This is a genomic window from Enterobacter sp. NFIX59 (assembly GCF_900113755.1).
Taxonomy (GTDB): Bacteria; Pseudomonadota; Gammaproteobacteria; order Enterobacterales; family Enterobacteriaceae; genus Enterobacter; species Enterobacter pseudoroggenkampii.
The window spans coordinates 13,021-27,124 of sequence record NZ_FOQN01000014.1; the positions used below are offsets into that span (position 1 = coordinate 13,021).

Sequence of the window (14,104 nt, forward strand, 5' to 3'; positions counted from 1 at the left end):
GGAGAGTAAAAATGAAAGTTCGTGCTTCCGTCAAGAAATTATGCCGTAACTGCAAAATCGTTAAGCGTGATGGTGTCATCCGTGTGATTTGCAGTGCCGAGCCGAAGCATAAACAGCGCCAAGGCTGATTATTTCGCATATTTTTCTTGCAAAGTTGGGTTGAGCTGGCTAGATTAGCCAGCCAATCTTTTGTATGTCTGTACGTTTCCATTTGAGTATCCTGAAAACGGGCTTTTCAGCATGGTGCGTACATATTAAATAGTAGGAGTGCATAGTGGCCCGTATAGCAGGCATTAACATTCCTGATCAGAAACATGCTGTGATCGCATTAACTTCGATCTACGGCGTCGGCAAGACCCGTTCTAAAGCCATTCTGGCTGCAGCGGGTATCGCTGAAGATGTTAAGATCAGTGAGCTGTCTGAAGAACAAATCGACACGCTGCGTGACGAAGTTGCCAAATTTGTCGTTGAAGGTGATCTGCGCCGTGAAATCAGCATGAGCATCAAGCGCCTGATGGATCTTGGTTGCTATCGCGGTTTGCGTCATCGTCGTGGTCTGCCAGTGCGCGGTCAGCGTACTAAGACCAACGCACGTACCCGTAAGGGTCCGCGCAAACCGATCAAGAAATAATCGGGGTGATTGAATAATGGCAAAGGCACCAGTTCGTGCACGTAAACGTGTAAGAAAACAAGTCTCTGACGGCGTGGCTCATATCCATGCTTCTTTCAACAACACCATCGTTACTATTACTGATCGTCAGGGTAACGCATTGGGTTGGGCAACAGCCGGTGGTTCCGGTTTCCGTGGTTCTCGCAAATCCACTCCGTTCGCAGCTCAGGTTGCAGCAGAGCGTTGCGCAGAAGCCGTAAAAGAATACGGCATCAAGAATCTGGAAGTTATGGTTAAAGGTCCGGGTCCGGGTCGTGAATCTACTGTTCGCGCTCTGAACGCCGCTGGTTTCCGCATCACGAATATTACTGATGTGACTCCGATCCCTCATAACGGTTGTCGTCCGCCGAAAAAACGTCGCGTATAACGCTCCGTTTTTTAGGTTAGTTGGAGATAGAAAATGGCAAGATATTTGGGTCCTAAGCTCAAGCTGAGCCGTCGTGAGGGCACCGACTTATTCCTTAAGTCTGGCGTTCGCGCGATCGATACCAAGTGTAAAATTGAACAAGCTCCTGGCCAGCACGGTGCGCGTAAACCGCGTCTGTCTGACTATGGTGTGCAGTTGCGTGAAAAGCAAAAAGTTCGCCGTATGTACGGTGTGCTGGAGCGTCAGTTCCGTAACTACTATAAAGAAGCAGCACGTCTGAAAGGCAACACAGGTGAAAACCTGCTCGCTCTGCTGGAAGGTCGTCTGGACAACGTTGTATACCGTATGGGCTTCGGCGCTACTCGTGCTGAATCACGTCAGCTGGTTAGCCACAAAGCAATCATGGTAAACGGTCGTGTTGTTAACATCGCTTCTTATCAGGTTAAAGCGAATGACGTTGTTAGCATTCGTGAGAAAGCGAAAAAGCAATCTCGCGTGAAGGCCGCTCTGGAGCTGGCTGAGCAGCGTGAAAAGCCAACCTGGCTGGAAGTTGATGCTGGCAAGATGGAAGGTACGTTCAAGCGTCAGCCAGAACGTTCTGATCTGTCTGCGGACATTAACGAACACCTGATCGTCGAGCTTTACTCCAAGTAAAGCTTAGTACCAAAGAGAGGACACAATGCAGGGTTCTGTGACAGAGTTTCTAAAACCGCGCCTGGTAGATATCGAGCAAGTGAGTTCGACGCACGCCAAGGTGACCCTTGAGCCTTTAGAGCGTGGCTTTGGCCATACTCTGGGTAACGCACTGCGCCGTATTCTGCTCTCATCGATGCCGGGTTGCGCGGTGACCGAGGTTGAGATTGATGGTGTACTTCATGAGTACAGCACCAAAGAAGGCGTTCAGGAAGATATCCTTGAAATCCTGCTCAACCTGAAAGGGCTGGCGGTGAGAGTTCAGGGTAAAGATGAAGTTATTCTTACTCTGAATAAATCTGGCATTGGCCCTGTGACTGCAGCCGACATCACCCACGACGGTGATGTTGAAATCGTCAAGCCGCAGCACGTGATCTGCCACCTGACCGATGAGAACGCAGCTATTAGCATGCGTATCAAAGTTCAGCGCGGTCGTGGTTATGTGCCGGCTTCTGCCCGAATTCATTCGGAAGAAGATGAGCGCCCAATCGGCCGTCTGCTGGTCGACGCATGCTATAGCCCTGTAGAGCGTATTGCCTACAATGTTGAAGCAGCGCGTGTAGAACAGCGTACCGACCTGGACAAGCTGGTCATCGAAATGGAAACCAATGGCACAATCGATCCTGAAGAGGCGATTCGTCGTGCGGCAACCATCCTGGCAGAACAACTGGAAGCTTTCGTTGACTTACGTGATGTACGTCAGCCGGAAGTGAAAGAAGAGAAACCAGAATTCGATCCGATCCTGCTGCGCCCTGTTGACGATCTCGAATTGACTGTCCGCTCTGCTAACTGCCTCAAGGCAGAAGCTATCCACTATATCGGTGATCTGGTACAGCGTACCGAGGTTGAGTTGCTGAAAACGCCGAACCTGGGTAAAAAATCTCTTACTGAGATTAAAGACGTGCTGGCTTCACGTGGTTTGTCTCTGGGCATGCGCCTGGAAAACTGGCCACCGGCAAGCATTGCTGACGAGTAACCGGATCACAGGTTAAGGTTTTACTGAGAAGGATAAGGTCATGCGCCATCGTAAGAGTGGTCGTCAACTGAACCGCAACAGCAGCCATCGCCAGGCTATGTTCCGCAACATGGCAGGTTCACTGGTTCGTCATGAGATCATCAAGACGACCCTGCCTAAAGCGAAAGAGCTGCGTCGCGTAGTTGAGCCGCTGATTACTCTTGCCAAGACTGACAGCGTTGCTAATCGTCGTCTGGCATTCGCCCGTACTCGTGATAACGAGATCGTGGCAAAACTGTTTAACGAACTGGGCCCGCGTTTCGCGAGCCGTGCCGGTGGTTACACTCGCATTCTGAAGTGTGGTTTCCGTGCAGGCGACAACGCGCCGATGGCTTACATCGAGCTGGTTGATCGTTCAGAGAAAGCAGAAGCTGCTGCAGAGTAATCTGTAGTAACGTAAAAAAACCCGCTCCGGCGGGTTTTTTTATATCCGCGATATCCCCACTTCTCTACAATGTCTGTATCAATTCTGTTCATTCCCTGGAGCTGGTAATGTGGTTGCTCGACCAGTGGGCAGAACGCCATATTCGCGATGCCCAAAATAAAGGTGAATTCGACGATCTCCCGGGAAGCGGCGAACCCCTTGTGCTTGACGATGACTCGCATATTGCGCCTGAACTGCGAGCTGGATACCGTTTACTGAAAAACGCGGGCTGTCTCCCTCCGGAGCTCGAACAGCGCAGAGAGGCTGTTGAACTGGCCGATCTTCTCAACGGTATCCGTCAGGACGATCCGCGACATTCTGAACTGAGCCGCCGTCTCGCCCTGCTTGAACTCAAGCTGCGCCAGGCTGGGATGAACACTGATTTTCTGCGCGGTGAATACGGTGAAAGATTGATGCAGAGAATAAACGAGGAGTAGTTATGTACCGTATTGGTGAACTTGCGAAGCTTGCGAACGTTACGCCGGATACCATCCGTTATTACGAAAAGCAGCAGATGATCGATCATGAAGTTCGTACAGAAGGAGGCTTTCGCCTTTATACCGATAACGATCTGCAGCGCCTGCGATTTATTCGTTATGCGCGTCAGCTCGGCTTCACGCTGGATTCGATCCGCGAGCTATTATCGATCCGCATCGATCCGGAACATCACACCTGCCAGGAATCTAAAAGCATTGTGCAGGCCCGGCTGGATGAAGTTGAAGCACGCATCCAGGAGCTGCAAACCATGCAGCGCTCTCTGCAAAGGCTGAATGATGCCTGCTGCGGGACGGCCCACAGCAGTATTTATTGTTCCATACTGGAAGCCCTTGAACAGGGGGCCAGTGGAGAAACCGAGGGCTGTTGATTTTTAGTCCATCCGGATCTAGACTCCCTTCGTCATAAACCATGCTCAGGAGAATTTATGAGCCGCTATCAGCACACGAAAGGACAGATAAAAGACAATGCCATTGAGGCGTTACTTCACGACCCGTTATTCAGGCAGCGCGTTGAGAAGAATAAAAAAGGGAAAGGAAGTTATCTGCGTAAAGACAAACATGAAAAACGGGGTAACTGGGAGGCCAGTGGCAAGCAAGCGAATCGCTTATTTACCACTGGCCTTTCTGCTTTAAACTTTCGATTAAACGCGGTTATTCTGTTCTTTTAACAGATCGCGGATCTCACTCAGCAGCACTTCTTCTTTCGTTGGTGCAGGTGCAGCAGCCGGCTCTTCTTTTTTACGGTTGAGCCTGTTGATCAGCTTGATAGCCATAAAAATGGCAAACGCGACAATCACAAAATCAAATACGTTCTGAATAAATACGCCGTAGTGCATTACTACTGCCGGAACATCACCCTGCGCTTCACGCAGTGTGAAAGCGAATTGTTTGAAATCAATGCCCCCGATTAACAACCCTAATGGTGGCATGATAATGTCGGCCACTAATGATGAAACAATCTTGCCGAATGCTGCACCAATAATGACACCCACTGCCAAATCCACCACGTTCCCGCGCATCGCAAATTCGCGAAATTCTTTAATAAAACTCATTGTTCTCTCCTTGTGCCAGCTGACGAGTATAAGTTTAACAAATGATTAGCCAATTGCCATTCGGGATAATTAAACGTTATGAAAAATAAAAGGCACAGAAATGAAAAGGATAAAGTGCGGGTGCTCTTTCTAGAGCACCCTACTCTTTAAAGGAAGAATGGACTTGGCTGGAATAAACGTTCGACGTCAGTAATAAACTTTTTATCCGTAAGGAACATAATAACGTGATCGCCTTGCTCAATACGTAAATTGTCATTGGCAATCATGACGTCATTTCCGCGCACAACGGCGCCGATGATCGTGCCTGGCGGCAGCTTAATTTCGTCGATCGACCGGCCCACGACGCGTGATGTGGTTTCATCTCCATGCGCCACGGCTTCAATGGCTTCCGCTACGCCGCGGCGGAGCGATGACACACCGACAATATCCGCTTTACGAACATGGCTCAGGAGCGCGGAAATTGTCGCCTGCTGCGGCGAAATGGCAATATCAATAACGCTACCCTGGACCAGATCGACATACGCCTTGCGCTGGATAAGCACCATGACCTTCTTTGCACCCATACGCTTGGCGAGCATGGCGGACATTATATTCGCCTCGTCGTCGTTGGTGACGGCAATAAAAAGATCAACTTGATCAATATGCTCTTCAGCCAGCAACTCCTGATCAGACGCATCGCCATAAAATACGATCGTATTTTGCAGTTTTTCCGCCAGTTCAGCAGCACGCTGCTGATCGCGCTCGATCAATTTTACGCTGTAATCTTTTTCTAACCGATGTGCCAGGCCTGCACCGATATTGCCGCCGCCGACCAGCATAATGCGTTTATAGGGTTTTTCGAGACGCTGAAGTTCACTCATTACGGCACGAATATGCTGTGAGGCCGCAATAAAGAAGACCTCATCACCTGCTTCGACAATCGTGGAGCCTTGCGGGCGGATTGGCCTGTCGTGACGGAAAATGGCTGCGACGCGCGTATCGATATGCGGCATGTGCTCGCGCATGGTAGAAAGCGCATTGCCGATCAATGGTCCACCGTAATAGGCCTTAACCACTGCCAGACTCACTTTACCCTCGGCAAAGTTCACCACCTGCAGGGCGCCCGGATATTCGATCAGGCGATAGATATTGTCGATAACCAGCTGTTCCGGTGCGATGAGATGGTCAATAGGAACCGCTTCGGAATTAAACAGTTTCTCAGCATCGCGAACATAGTCCGGAGAGCGAATGCGCGCGATTCGGTTTGGCGTGTTGAAAAGCGAGTAGGCCACCTGACAGGCCACCATATTGGTTTCGTCAGAACTGGTTACCGCAACCAGCATGTCGGCATCGTCGGCACCTGCCTCACGAAGAACCCGTGGGTGAGAACCATGACCCTGCACCACGCGCAGGTCAAACTTGTCCTGTAAGACACGCAGACGATCGCCGTTGGTATCGACTATGGTGATGTCGTTGTTTTCGCCCACCAGGTTCTCCGCCAGCGTTCCGCCAACCTGTCCTGCACCCAGAATGATAATCTTCATATCTCGTGACCTGTTCTCAACATCACTCTTTGATTAGCTTAGCGTAAAAGAAGCCATCACCCTCTTCGGCACCCGGCAGGTTCTGCAGACCCGGGGATTCAGGCGTTCCCGTATCGCGCAGCGCGGCGTCCGGGGTACGTTTAAGGAAGGCCGCGATTTGCTGGCTGTTTTCTTCCGGCAGTACGGAGCAGGTTGCATAGACCAGCGTTCCGCCAGGTTTGAGATGCGGCCAGATGGCGTCGAGAATGTCGGACTGCAGCTGGGCAAGTTCGTTAATATCACGATCGCGACGCAGCCACTTGATGTCCGGATGACGACGAATAACGCCGGTTGCAGAGCAGGGAGCATCCAGCAAAATGCGATCGAATTGCGTTTCACCACACCATTCTGCGGGTTTGCGTCCATCGCCTTGCTTAACCTGAGCCTTCATGCCCAGACGCTTGAGGTTGTCGTAGACGCGTGAAAGACGCTGTTCATCGACGTCCACCGCCATCACGCTGGCCTGCGGAGCCACTTCAAGAATATGCGTCGTTTTGCCCCCTGGTGCGGCGCAGAGATCGAGGATCTGCTCACCGTTCTGGGGTTCAAGCCAGGTCATGCAACCCTGGGCAGAAGCATCCTGTACCGTTACCCAACCCTCTTCGAAACCCGGTAATGCATGTACCGGAGCGGGGGAGGCTAAACGTACGGCATCAGGGTATGCAGCGTGAGTGAAACCACTCATTCCAGCTTCTTCGAGTAATGCCAGCCATGCGTCACGGGTGTGGTGATTACGATTCACGCGTAACCACATTGGCGGACGCTGGTTGTTGGCATCGGCAATGTCCTGCCACCGTTGCGGATAAGCTTTTTTCAGCCGCTTCAACAGCCAGTCCGGATGCAGGAAGCGTGCTTCGTTTTGGGCAAATTCAGCCAGAAGCTCATCCTGCTGTCGTTGGAACTGGCGCAGTACGCCGTTGATCAGCCCTTTCAACTGAGGGCGTTTAATCGCAACGGCACCTTCCACCGTCTCAGCCAGCGCGGCATGAGGTGGGATGCGGGTATGAAGAAGCTGATAAAAACCCACCATAATCAAATAGTGTACGGTGCGCTGCTTGCCTGTCATTGGGCGTGACATCAGCTTGTTAATCAACCACTCAAGCTGAGAAAGCGTGCGCAGAACGCCAAAGCAGAGCTCCTGAAGCAGGGCTTTGTCTTTATCAGAGACTTTTTGCTGCAGGGGAGGCAGGACGTTACTTAATGACTGGCCCTGCTCGATAACCTGCTCAACGGCCTGAGCCGCCATACTGCGTAGATTTTGTTTTTTCATAACCGTAAAAATAAAAATGCCCGGAAACACCGGGCCTTAAGAATAAATTTGCTCAGGCAAGACGATTGCCCGGAATAAACCATTCGCGACGGGAATTTAACAGATCCTGAGCGCTCATAGCCTTCTTACCGGCCGGTTGTAGCGATTCAAGATTCAGGATCCCTTGCGCAGTCGCCACCTGGATCCCGTTCTTGTTGGCGTCAACAATCGTACCGGGTTCAGCCGCGGTAGTACCGCTAACGACGGAGGCTTTCCAGACTTTCACTGGTTGCTCATCAATCTCCATCCAGCTCATTGGCCACGGATTAAAAGCGCGGATGCAGCGTTCAAGTTGAGCGGCCGACAGGGACCAGTCGATCCGTGCTTCTTCTTTGCTCAGCTTTTCGGCGTAGGTTACCAGCGCGTCATCCTGAACTTCCGGTTTTGCCGTATTGTCAGCAAGCTGCTGAAGCGTCTCGATAAGACCTTGTGGGCCAAGGTCTGCCAGTTTGTCATACAGCGTGGCGCTGGTATCGTCTGGCGTAATGGGGCAGGCCAGTTTATACAGCATGTCGCCGGTGTCTAAACCTACGTCCATCTTCATGATGGTCACGCCCGTTTCGGCATCACCCGCCCACAGCGAGCGCTGGATAGGTGCTGCACCACGCCAGCGTGGGAGCAGAGACCCATGCACGTTGATACAACCCAGGCGCGGCATATCAAGCACAGCTTTTGGCAGAATTAAACCGTAAGCCACCACCACCATTACGTCGGCATTCAGGTCAGCAACCAGCTGCTGATTTTCCTGCGGGCGCAGCGATGCAGGCTGAAAAACAGGAAGCCCATGCTCTTCTGCCAGCACCTTGACCGGGCTCGGCATCAGTTTTTTGCCGCGACCAGCAGGACGATCCGGCTGGGTAAAGACGCCAACAACCTGGTGACCAGACGATAGCAGCGCGTCAAGGTGACGCGCTGCAAAATCAGGGGTTCCCGCGAAGATAATACGTAGTGTTTTAGACACGATGATCCTTGTATCCGGGGGGACGTTATGCGCGAGAACGCAAACGATCCAGTTTCTCTACTTTCTGACGAATACGCTGCTGTTTCAACGGCGAGAGGTAATCGATAAACAGTTTACCGACCAGGTGATCCATCTCATGCTGAATACAAATCGCCAGCAGGTCGTCTGCTTCCAGTTCGAACGGATTACCGTCACGATCCAGGGCGCGAATTTTCACTTTTTCAGCACGCGGCACTAACGCACGCTGTTCAGGAATAGACAGACAGCCTTCCTCGATACCGGTTTCGCCACTCTTTTCGAGCAACTCAGGGTTGATCAGCACCAGGCGGCCATCGCGATTTTCAGAAACATCAATCACGATAATACGCTTGTGAATGTCTACCTGCGTCGCCGCCAGGCCAATGCCTTCTTCGGCGTACATGGTATCGAACATATCATCAACGATACGCTGGATTTCTGCATTCACTTCTTTGACCGGTTCAGCGACGATGCGAAGGCGCTCGTCCGGAATATGTAACACTTGCAAAACTGCCATAAATTTCCAGAGTCGTGTTCAGGAGTTGATAAGAATACTATCTCTATTCTAGACAAATCCCCCATCGATTGACAGCATCAGTGACCAATCGCAATGATTGCGGAGGCCGCTTATGGCAGGGGAAAGGATGACGCCAATCGAGATATGGCTACGGCTTATGCACACAGGTTCTCTGTGTGGTGATGTCATGGTGGAAGCGGCTGCACGACTGCAGAGGCAGGAAGGCATCGACATGCTTGCCTTAAGAAATGCTGGACTGACAGCAAAGCAGGCTGAACGATTCTTTGCGTTCAATGAGAGTGAGCTGGAACGTAGCCTGAAATGGCTTGAGCAGCCGGGACATCATTTATTAACGGCCAATCATTCCCTTTATCCCCCTCTACTCCGAACGATCCCTGACTATCCCGGGGCATTATTCATAAAAGGTAACCCTGAGACGCTTAAAACTGTTCAGCTGGCGGTGGTAGGCAGTCGTGCGCCGTCATGGTACGGCGAGCGATGGGGGAAAATCCTGTGCGAACAACTGTCACAAAGCGGTTTCACGATTACCAGCGGGCTGGCCTGTGGTATTGATGGCGTTGCCCACGGCGCGGCGCTGTCAGTTAAAGGACGAACTGTCGCGGTGCTGGGGAATGGTCTTTTTAGCATTTACCCACGCCGGCATCAGGCATTGGCGATGCGGCTTATTGAGTCTGACGGTGCGATAGTGTCTGAGTTTCCGCTTTCCGCGCAGCCCCGACCGGCAAATTTTCCGCGTCGTAATCGCATCATCAGCGGCCTTAGCAAAGGCGTGCTGGTGGTTGAAGCCGCGCGGCGAAGCGGTTCGCTGGTCACGGCACGGTGCGCGCTCGAACAGGGGCGAGAAGTCTTCGCCTTGCCAGGCCCGATAGGTAATCCTGGATGCGAGGGACCGCACTGGCTGATTAAGCAGGGGGCAACACCGGTAACGGAAGTCGGGGACATTCTTGAAAATTTGCAATATGGGCTGCAATGGCTGCAGGAAGATCCCGAAAAGCGACAATATTCATCAGATCAGGGAGAGGTGGCATTGCCATTTCCCAAGCTCCTGGCTAACGTAGGAGATGAGGTAACACCTGTTGACGTTGTCGCTGAACGTGCCGGCCAACCTGTGCCAGTAACGGTAGCACAGCTACTCGAACTGGAGTTAGCAGGGTGGATCGCAGCTGTACCCGGCGGCTATGTCCGATTAAGGAGGGCATGCCATGTTCGACGTACTGATGTATTTGTTTGAGACTTACATCCATAACGAAGCAGAAATGCGAGTGGATCAGGACAAATTGACACAGGATCTTACCGATGCGGGGTTTGAGCGGGAAGATATCTATAATGCGTTGATGTGGCTGGAAAAACTGGCTGATTATCAGGAAGGCCTCGCCGAACCGATGCAGCTTGCTTCTGACCCATTGTCAGTACGCATTTATACCGCAGAAGAGTGTGAAAGGCTGGACGCCAGCTGCCGGGGGTTCATTTTATTCCTTGAGCAGATTCAGGTGCTGAACCTCGAAACGAGAGAAATGGTGATAGAGCGTGTCATGGCGCTGGATACAGCAGAATTTGAACTGGAAGATCTCAAGTGGGTGATCCTGATGGTTCTGTTTAATATCCCGGGCTGTGAAAATGCCTATCAGCAAATGGAAGAATTACTCTTTGAAGTGAATGAAGGTATGCTGCACTAATTCAATGTGCAGCACCAAGAGTTGTTATGGCCAAATCAGCACTATTCACGGTGCATAAAAACGAGCCCTGCCCGCAGTGCGGGGCTGAACTTGTTATTCGGTCCGGGAAACACGGCCCGTTTCTCGGTTGTTCACACTATCCGGAATGTGATTATGTCCGTCCCCTGAAAAGCCAGGCGGATGGACATATCGTTAAAATTCTGGAGGGGCAGTTTTGTCCAGTCTGCGGTGGTGAATTAGCCCTGCGTCAGGGGCGTTTCGGCATGTTTATTGGATGTAGCCGCTACCCGGAATGCGAACATACGGAACAAATTGATAAGCCTGATGAAACGGCAATTGCCTGCCCTCAGTGTCAGCGCGGTCAGCTGGTACAGCGCCGCTCCCGTTATGGTAAGACCTTCCATTCGTGCGATCGCTATCCTGAATGCCAGTTCGTTATCAATTTTAAGCCGGTAGCGGGAACCTGCCCTCATTGCAATTATCCGCTACTCATAGAGAAGAAAACCGCGCAAGGCATGAAACGCTTCTGCGCCAGTAAACAATGTGGAAAGCCGGTAACGGCGGATCAATATAGTGAATAATAACCTGCCATCAGGCTCCATTGCGCATGCAGTGGACGTACTGAAAAATGAAGAAGTCATCGCCTATCCAACTGAAGCTGTTTTTGGGGTCGGTTGCGATCCTGACAGCGAGACGGCTGTGAGCCGCCTGCTTGCCTTAAAACAAAGACCCGTCGAGAAAGGGCTGATTTTGATCGCTGCAAATTACGAGCAGCTTAAGCCCTACATCGATGATTCTATGCTGACGCCGGCGCAGCGCGAGACGATCTTCTCCGCGTGGCCTGGACCGGTGACCTTCGTCTTCCCTGCGCAGCCGACAACGCCGCGCTGGTTAACCGGACGCTTTGATTCCCTCGCCGTACGCGTCACTGACCATCCGCTGGTGGTTGAGCTTTGTCTGGCGTTTGGTAAACCGCTGGTCTCAACCAGCGCTAACCTGACCGGATTGCCACCTTGTCGGACAACCGAAGAAGTGCTGGCGCAGTTCGGGAATGACTTCCCTGTTGCTGTCGGTGAAACGGGAGGGCGTCTGAATCCGTCTGAAATTCGCGACGCTTTAACCGGCGAACGTTTTCGCCAGGGGTAATCTCATGGAAACCTATGCTGTTTTTGGTAATCCGATTGCACACAGCAAATCACCGTTGATTCATCAGCAATTTGCGAAGCAGCTGCAGATAAATCATCCCTATGGTCGCGTACTGGCACCGGTGGATGCATTTATTCCAACGCTGGAGGCTTTTTTCGCCGCGGGCGGTAAAGGTGCGAATGTGACGGTCCCGTTTAAAGAAGAAGCCTTCGAACGTGCGGATGAGCTGACCGAGCGCGCTTCACTGGCTGGTGCAGTCAATACTCTAAAACGGCTTGAGGATGGTCGCCTTTTGGGGGATAACACCGACGGAATTGGTTTACTTAGCGATCTGGAACGACTTTCATTTATTAAGCCCGGGTTCCGGGTCCTGCTGATTGGTGCGGGCGGCGCATCGCGGGGAGTACTGTTGCCTCTGCTTTCACTGGACTGTGCGGTGACCATTACCAACAGAACCTTTTCCCGTGCAGAAGCGCTGGCGGCGTTGTTTGCGCATACCGGTAGCGTGAGCGCAGTAGCGCTTGACGATCTTGCCGATCGTGAGTTCGATCTTGTCATTAATGCCACGTCCAGCGGCATCAACGGTGAGATCCCGGCAATCCCCGCTTCTCTGGTCAGCGCGCATATGTACTTCTATGACATGTTTTATCAGAAAGGGAAGACGCCTTTCCTTAACTGGTGTGAACAACACGGCGCGAAACAGTTAGCCGATGGACTGGGAATGCTGGTGGGTCAGGCTGCGCATGCGGTGCTGCTCTGGCACGGCGTGTTGCCTGCGGTCGAACCTGTCATTGAAAAGTTAAAGCAGGAACTTTCGGCGTGAACCAGGCTATTCATTTCCCGGACAGAGAGAGTTGGGATGAGAGTAAACAAGCGGTTTGTTTTCCGGTGCTGGTGCAGGGTATGCAACTTACCTGTGCCATTCATGGGAAAACGCTGCTGCGTCGTTTTGGCGGTTCAAACCCGATAGCGGTATTTTGCGAAAATCGCTGGGATCTGGAAGAGGAAGCCAGCGATTTAATCCGCGAACAGCAGGAAGACGATCAGGGCTGGGTTTGGTTGTCCTGATCCAGATACTCATTCTTCCACGTAACGTAGTTGTTCGCTGAGTATTTTAACCCTTCGATCTCTGCCTCCTTCAGGGGGCGGATCTGTTTTACCGGGCTTCCTAGATAGAGATAGCCGCTCTCCAGCCGTTTGTTCTGCGGGACCAGGCTACCGGCACCAATCATTACGTCATCTTCTACTGTGACGCCATCCAGCAAAATCGACCCCATGCCAACAAGGACGCGATTTCCGATCGTGCAGCCGTGAAGCATCACTTTATGGCCGACGGTAACCTCTTCTCCAATGATGAGGGGATTGCCCTCCGGGTTATAGGAGGATTTGTGCGTGACATGCAGAACGCTACCGTCCTGAATGTTGGTACGTGCACCAATCGACACATAGTTAACATCTCCCCTGATGGCGACGAGCGGCCAGATGCTGACATCCTCGGCCATTCGCACATCACCAACGACCACGCTGCTGGCATCGATCATCACGCGATCGCCTTTTTGGGGGAACAGATCTTTATAAGGACGCAATACTGCAGACATATCTACCTCTAAGAATGAGCGCTATACAGAAGACTTTGATCGTATTAATGGATCGAGGCAAGGCAAAATACGTCAATATTTAAGCAGATCGGGCGGGATTTCAGCGAAAAGCGCGGAAAATCAGCAGTCGGAAAAAAAGATCTAAAAAATACTTGTGCTAAAAATTGGGATCCCTATAATGCGCCTCCATCGACACGGCGGATGTGAAACACTTCACAGACAACGCGGTCGGTTGAAGAGAAAAAATCCTGAAATAACGGGTTGACTCTGAAAGAGGAAAGCGTAATATACGCCACCTCGCAACGGTGAGCGAAAGCCGCGTTGCACTGCTCTTTAACAATTTATCAGACAATCTGTGTGGGCACTCAAAGTGACATGGATTCTTAATGTCTTCGGACAATAAATGAATACCAAGTCTCTGAGTGAACATACGTAATTCATTACGAAGTTTAATTCACGAGCATCAAACTTAAATTGAAGAGTTTGATCATGGCTCAGATTGAACGCTGGCGGCAGGCCTAACACATGCAAGTCGAGCGGTAGCACAGAGAGCTTGCTCTCGGGTGACGAGCGGCGGA

At 51.6% G+C, this 14,104-nt stretch carries 21 protein-coding genes and 1 rRNA gene; 16 read left to right on the forward strand and 6 right to left on the reverse strand.

Annotated features, from left to right (window positions below; genetic code table 11):
* Positions 1–11: 11 nt before the first annotated feature.
* The 9 genes from rpmJ (at position 12) to BM007_RS22780 (ending at position 4,334) form a co-directional block, all read left to right on the forward strand.
* Entirely contained in the window at positions 12–128 is a 117-nt protein-coding gene (gene rpmJ / locus BM007_RS22740; protein WP_000868187.1) for a 50S ribosomal protein L36, read from the forward strand.
* Positions 129–274: 146 nt separating this feature from the next.
* Positions 275–631 (forward strand): 30S ribosomal protein S13, encoded by a 357-nt coding sequence (rpsM, locus tag BM007_RS22745; RefSeq protein WP_003863308.1) that lies wholly within the window; start codon positions 275–277, stop codon positions 629–631.
* 16 nt (positions 632–647) lie between these two features.
* Positions 648–1,037: a 30S ribosomal protein S11 gene (gene rpsK / locus BM007_RS22750; RefSeq protein WP_003863312.1), complete on the forward strand. Its 390-nt coding sequence runs from the start codon at positions 648–650 to the stop codon at positions 1,035–1,037.
* Between the two features lie 33 nt (positions 1,038–1,070).
* Complete coding sequence (gene rpsD / locus BM007_RS22755; RefSeq protein WP_004868345.1) at positions 1,071–1,691, forward strand: 30S ribosomal protein S4; 621 nt, start codon at positions 1,071–1,073, stop codon at positions 1,689–1,691.
* A 25-nt stretch (positions 1,692–1,716) separates the two neighbouring features.
* Positions 1,717–2,706: a DNA-directed RNA polymerase subunit alpha gene (rpoA, locus tag BM007_RS22760; RefSeq protein WP_002919219.1), complete on the forward strand. Its 990-nt coding sequence runs from the start codon at positions 1,717–1,719 to the stop codon at positions 2,704–2,706.
* A 40-nt stretch (positions 2,707–2,746) separates the two neighbouring features.
* The gene (rplQ, locus tag BM007_RS22765) at positions 2,747–3,130 is read left to right on the forward strand and encodes a 50S ribosomal protein L17 (protein WP_001216368.1); all 384 of its coding nucleotides are present in this window, start codon (positions 2,747–2,749) and stop codon (positions 3,128–3,130) included.
* Positions 3,131–3,237: 107 nt separating this feature from the next.
* Positions 3,238–3,606 (forward strand): DnaJ family domain-containing protein, encoded by a 369-nt coding sequence (locus BM007_RS22770; RefSeq protein ID WP_024909664.1) that lies wholly within the window; start codon positions 3,238–3,240, stop codon positions 3,604–3,606.
* Between the two features lie 2 nt (positions 3,607–3,608).
* Positions 3,609–4,034, forward strand: a complete 426-nt coding sequence (zntR, locus tag BM007_RS22775) for a Zn(2+)-responsive transcriptional regulator (RefSeq protein ID WP_024909663.1) — start codon at positions 3,609–3,611, stop codon at positions 4,032–4,034.
* 57 nt (positions 4,035–4,091) lie between these two features.
* On the forward strand, positions 4,092–4,334 hold the full coding sequence (locus BM007_RS22780) for an alternative ribosome-rescue factor A (RefSeq protein ID WP_024909662.1): 243 nt from the start codon (positions 4,092–4,094) through the stop codon (positions 4,332–4,334).
* On the opposite strand, the gene mscL is transcribed toward BM007_RS22780, so the two are convergent.
* The 5 genes from mscL to def all read right to left on the reverse strand — a co-directional run bounded on the left by mscL (position 4,308) and on the right by def (position 9,085).
* Complete coding sequence (mscL, locus tag BM007_RS22785) at positions 4,308–4,718, reverse strand: large-conductance mechanosensitive channel protein MscL (protein ID WP_023309449.1); 411 nt, start codon at positions 4,716–4,718, stop codon at positions 4,308–4,310. The two genes, BM007_RS22780 and mscL, sit on opposite strands and share 27 nt — an antisense overlap.
* A gap of 146 nt (positions 4,719–4,864) precedes the next feature.
* Positions 4,865–6,241, reverse strand: a complete 1,377-nt coding sequence (gene trkA, locus BM007_RS22790; RefSeq protein WP_008503482.1) for a Trk system potassium transporter TrkA — start codon at positions 6,239–6,241, stop codon at positions 4,865–4,867.
* 22 nt (positions 6,242–6,263) lie between these two features.
* Positions 6,264–7,550 (reverse strand): 16S rRNA (cytosine(967)-C(5))-methyltransferase RsmB, encoded by a 1,287-nt coding sequence (gene rsmB, locus BM007_RS22795; protein ID WP_024909660.1) that lies wholly within the window; start codon positions 7,548–7,550, stop codon positions 6,264–6,266.
* A 52-nt stretch (positions 7,551–7,602) separates the two neighbouring features.
* Positions 7,603–8,550 (reverse strand): methionyl-tRNA formyltransferase, encoded by a 948-nt coding sequence (gene fmt / locus BM007_RS22800; protein ID WP_024909659.1) that lies wholly within the window; start codon positions 8,548–8,550, stop codon positions 7,603–7,605.
* A gap of 25 nt (positions 8,551–8,575) precedes the next feature.
* Positions 8,576–9,085, reverse strand: coding sequence for a peptide deformylase (def, locus tag BM007_RS22805; RefSeq protein WP_008503479.1), 510 nt, complete (start codon positions 9,083–9,085; stop codon positions 8,576–8,578).
* A 127-nt stretch (positions 9,086–9,212) separates the two neighbouring features.
* Between def and dprA the strand changes: the two genes are divergently transcribed.
* From dprA to BM007_RS22835, 6 genes are read left to right on the forward strand one after another with little or no spacing between them, the layout of a single operon-like run.
* Entirely contained in the window at positions 9,213–10,337 is a 1,125-nt protein-coding gene (gene dprA, locus BM007_RS22810) for a DNA-protecting protein DprA (RefSeq protein ID WP_090421162.1), read from the forward strand.
* A complete protein-coding gene (gene smg, locus BM007_RS22815) occupies positions 10,309–10,782 on the forward strand; it encodes a DUF494 family protein Smg (protein WP_008503477.1) in 474 nt (157 codons plus the stop codon). Before dprA ends, smg begins: the two co-directional genes overlap by 29 nt.
* Before the next feature lie 26 nt (positions 10,783–10,808).
* Positions 10,809–11,363, forward strand: coding sequence for a DNA topoisomerase family protein (locus BM007_RS22820; protein WP_061716392.1), 555 nt, complete (start codon positions 10,809–10,811; stop codon positions 11,361–11,363).
* Positions 11,356–11,928, forward strand: coding sequence for an L-threonylcarbamoyladenylate synthase type 1 TsaC (tsaC, locus tag BM007_RS22825; RefSeq protein ID WP_023309444.1), 573 nt, complete (start codon positions 11,356–11,358; stop codon positions 11,926–11,928). Before BM007_RS22820 ends, tsaC begins: the two co-directional genes overlap by 8 nt.
* Positions 11,929–11,932: 4 nt before the next feature.
* Positions 11,933–12,751: a shikimate dehydrogenase gene (gene aroE / locus BM007_RS22830; RefSeq protein WP_023309443.1), complete on the forward strand. Its 819-nt coding sequence runs from the start codon at positions 11,933–11,935 to the stop codon at positions 12,749–12,751.
* Positions 12,748–12,996: a DUF1488 family protein gene (locus BM007_RS22835; protein ID WP_090421154.1), complete on the forward strand. Its 249-nt coding sequence runs from the start codon at positions 12,748–12,750 to the stop codon at positions 12,994–12,996. Before aroE ends, BM007_RS22835 begins: the two co-directional genes overlap by 4 nt.
* Here the strand turns inward: BM007_RS22835 and BM007_RS22840 are convergent.
* The gene (locus BM007_RS22840) at positions 12,972–13,526 is read right to left on the reverse strand and encodes a gamma carbonic anhydrase family protein (protein ID WP_090421157.1); all 555 of its coding nucleotides are present in this window, start codon (positions 13,524–13,526) and stop codon (positions 12,972–12,974) included. The two genes, BM007_RS22835 and BM007_RS22840, sit on opposite strands and share 25 nt — an antisense overlap.
* 471 nt (positions 13,527–13,997) lie before the next feature.
* On the opposite strand from BM007_RS22840, the gene BM007_RS22845 reads away from it, so the two are divergent.
* Positions 13,998–14,104, forward strand: a 16S ribosomal RNA gene (locus BM007_RS22845); the annotation flags it as partial.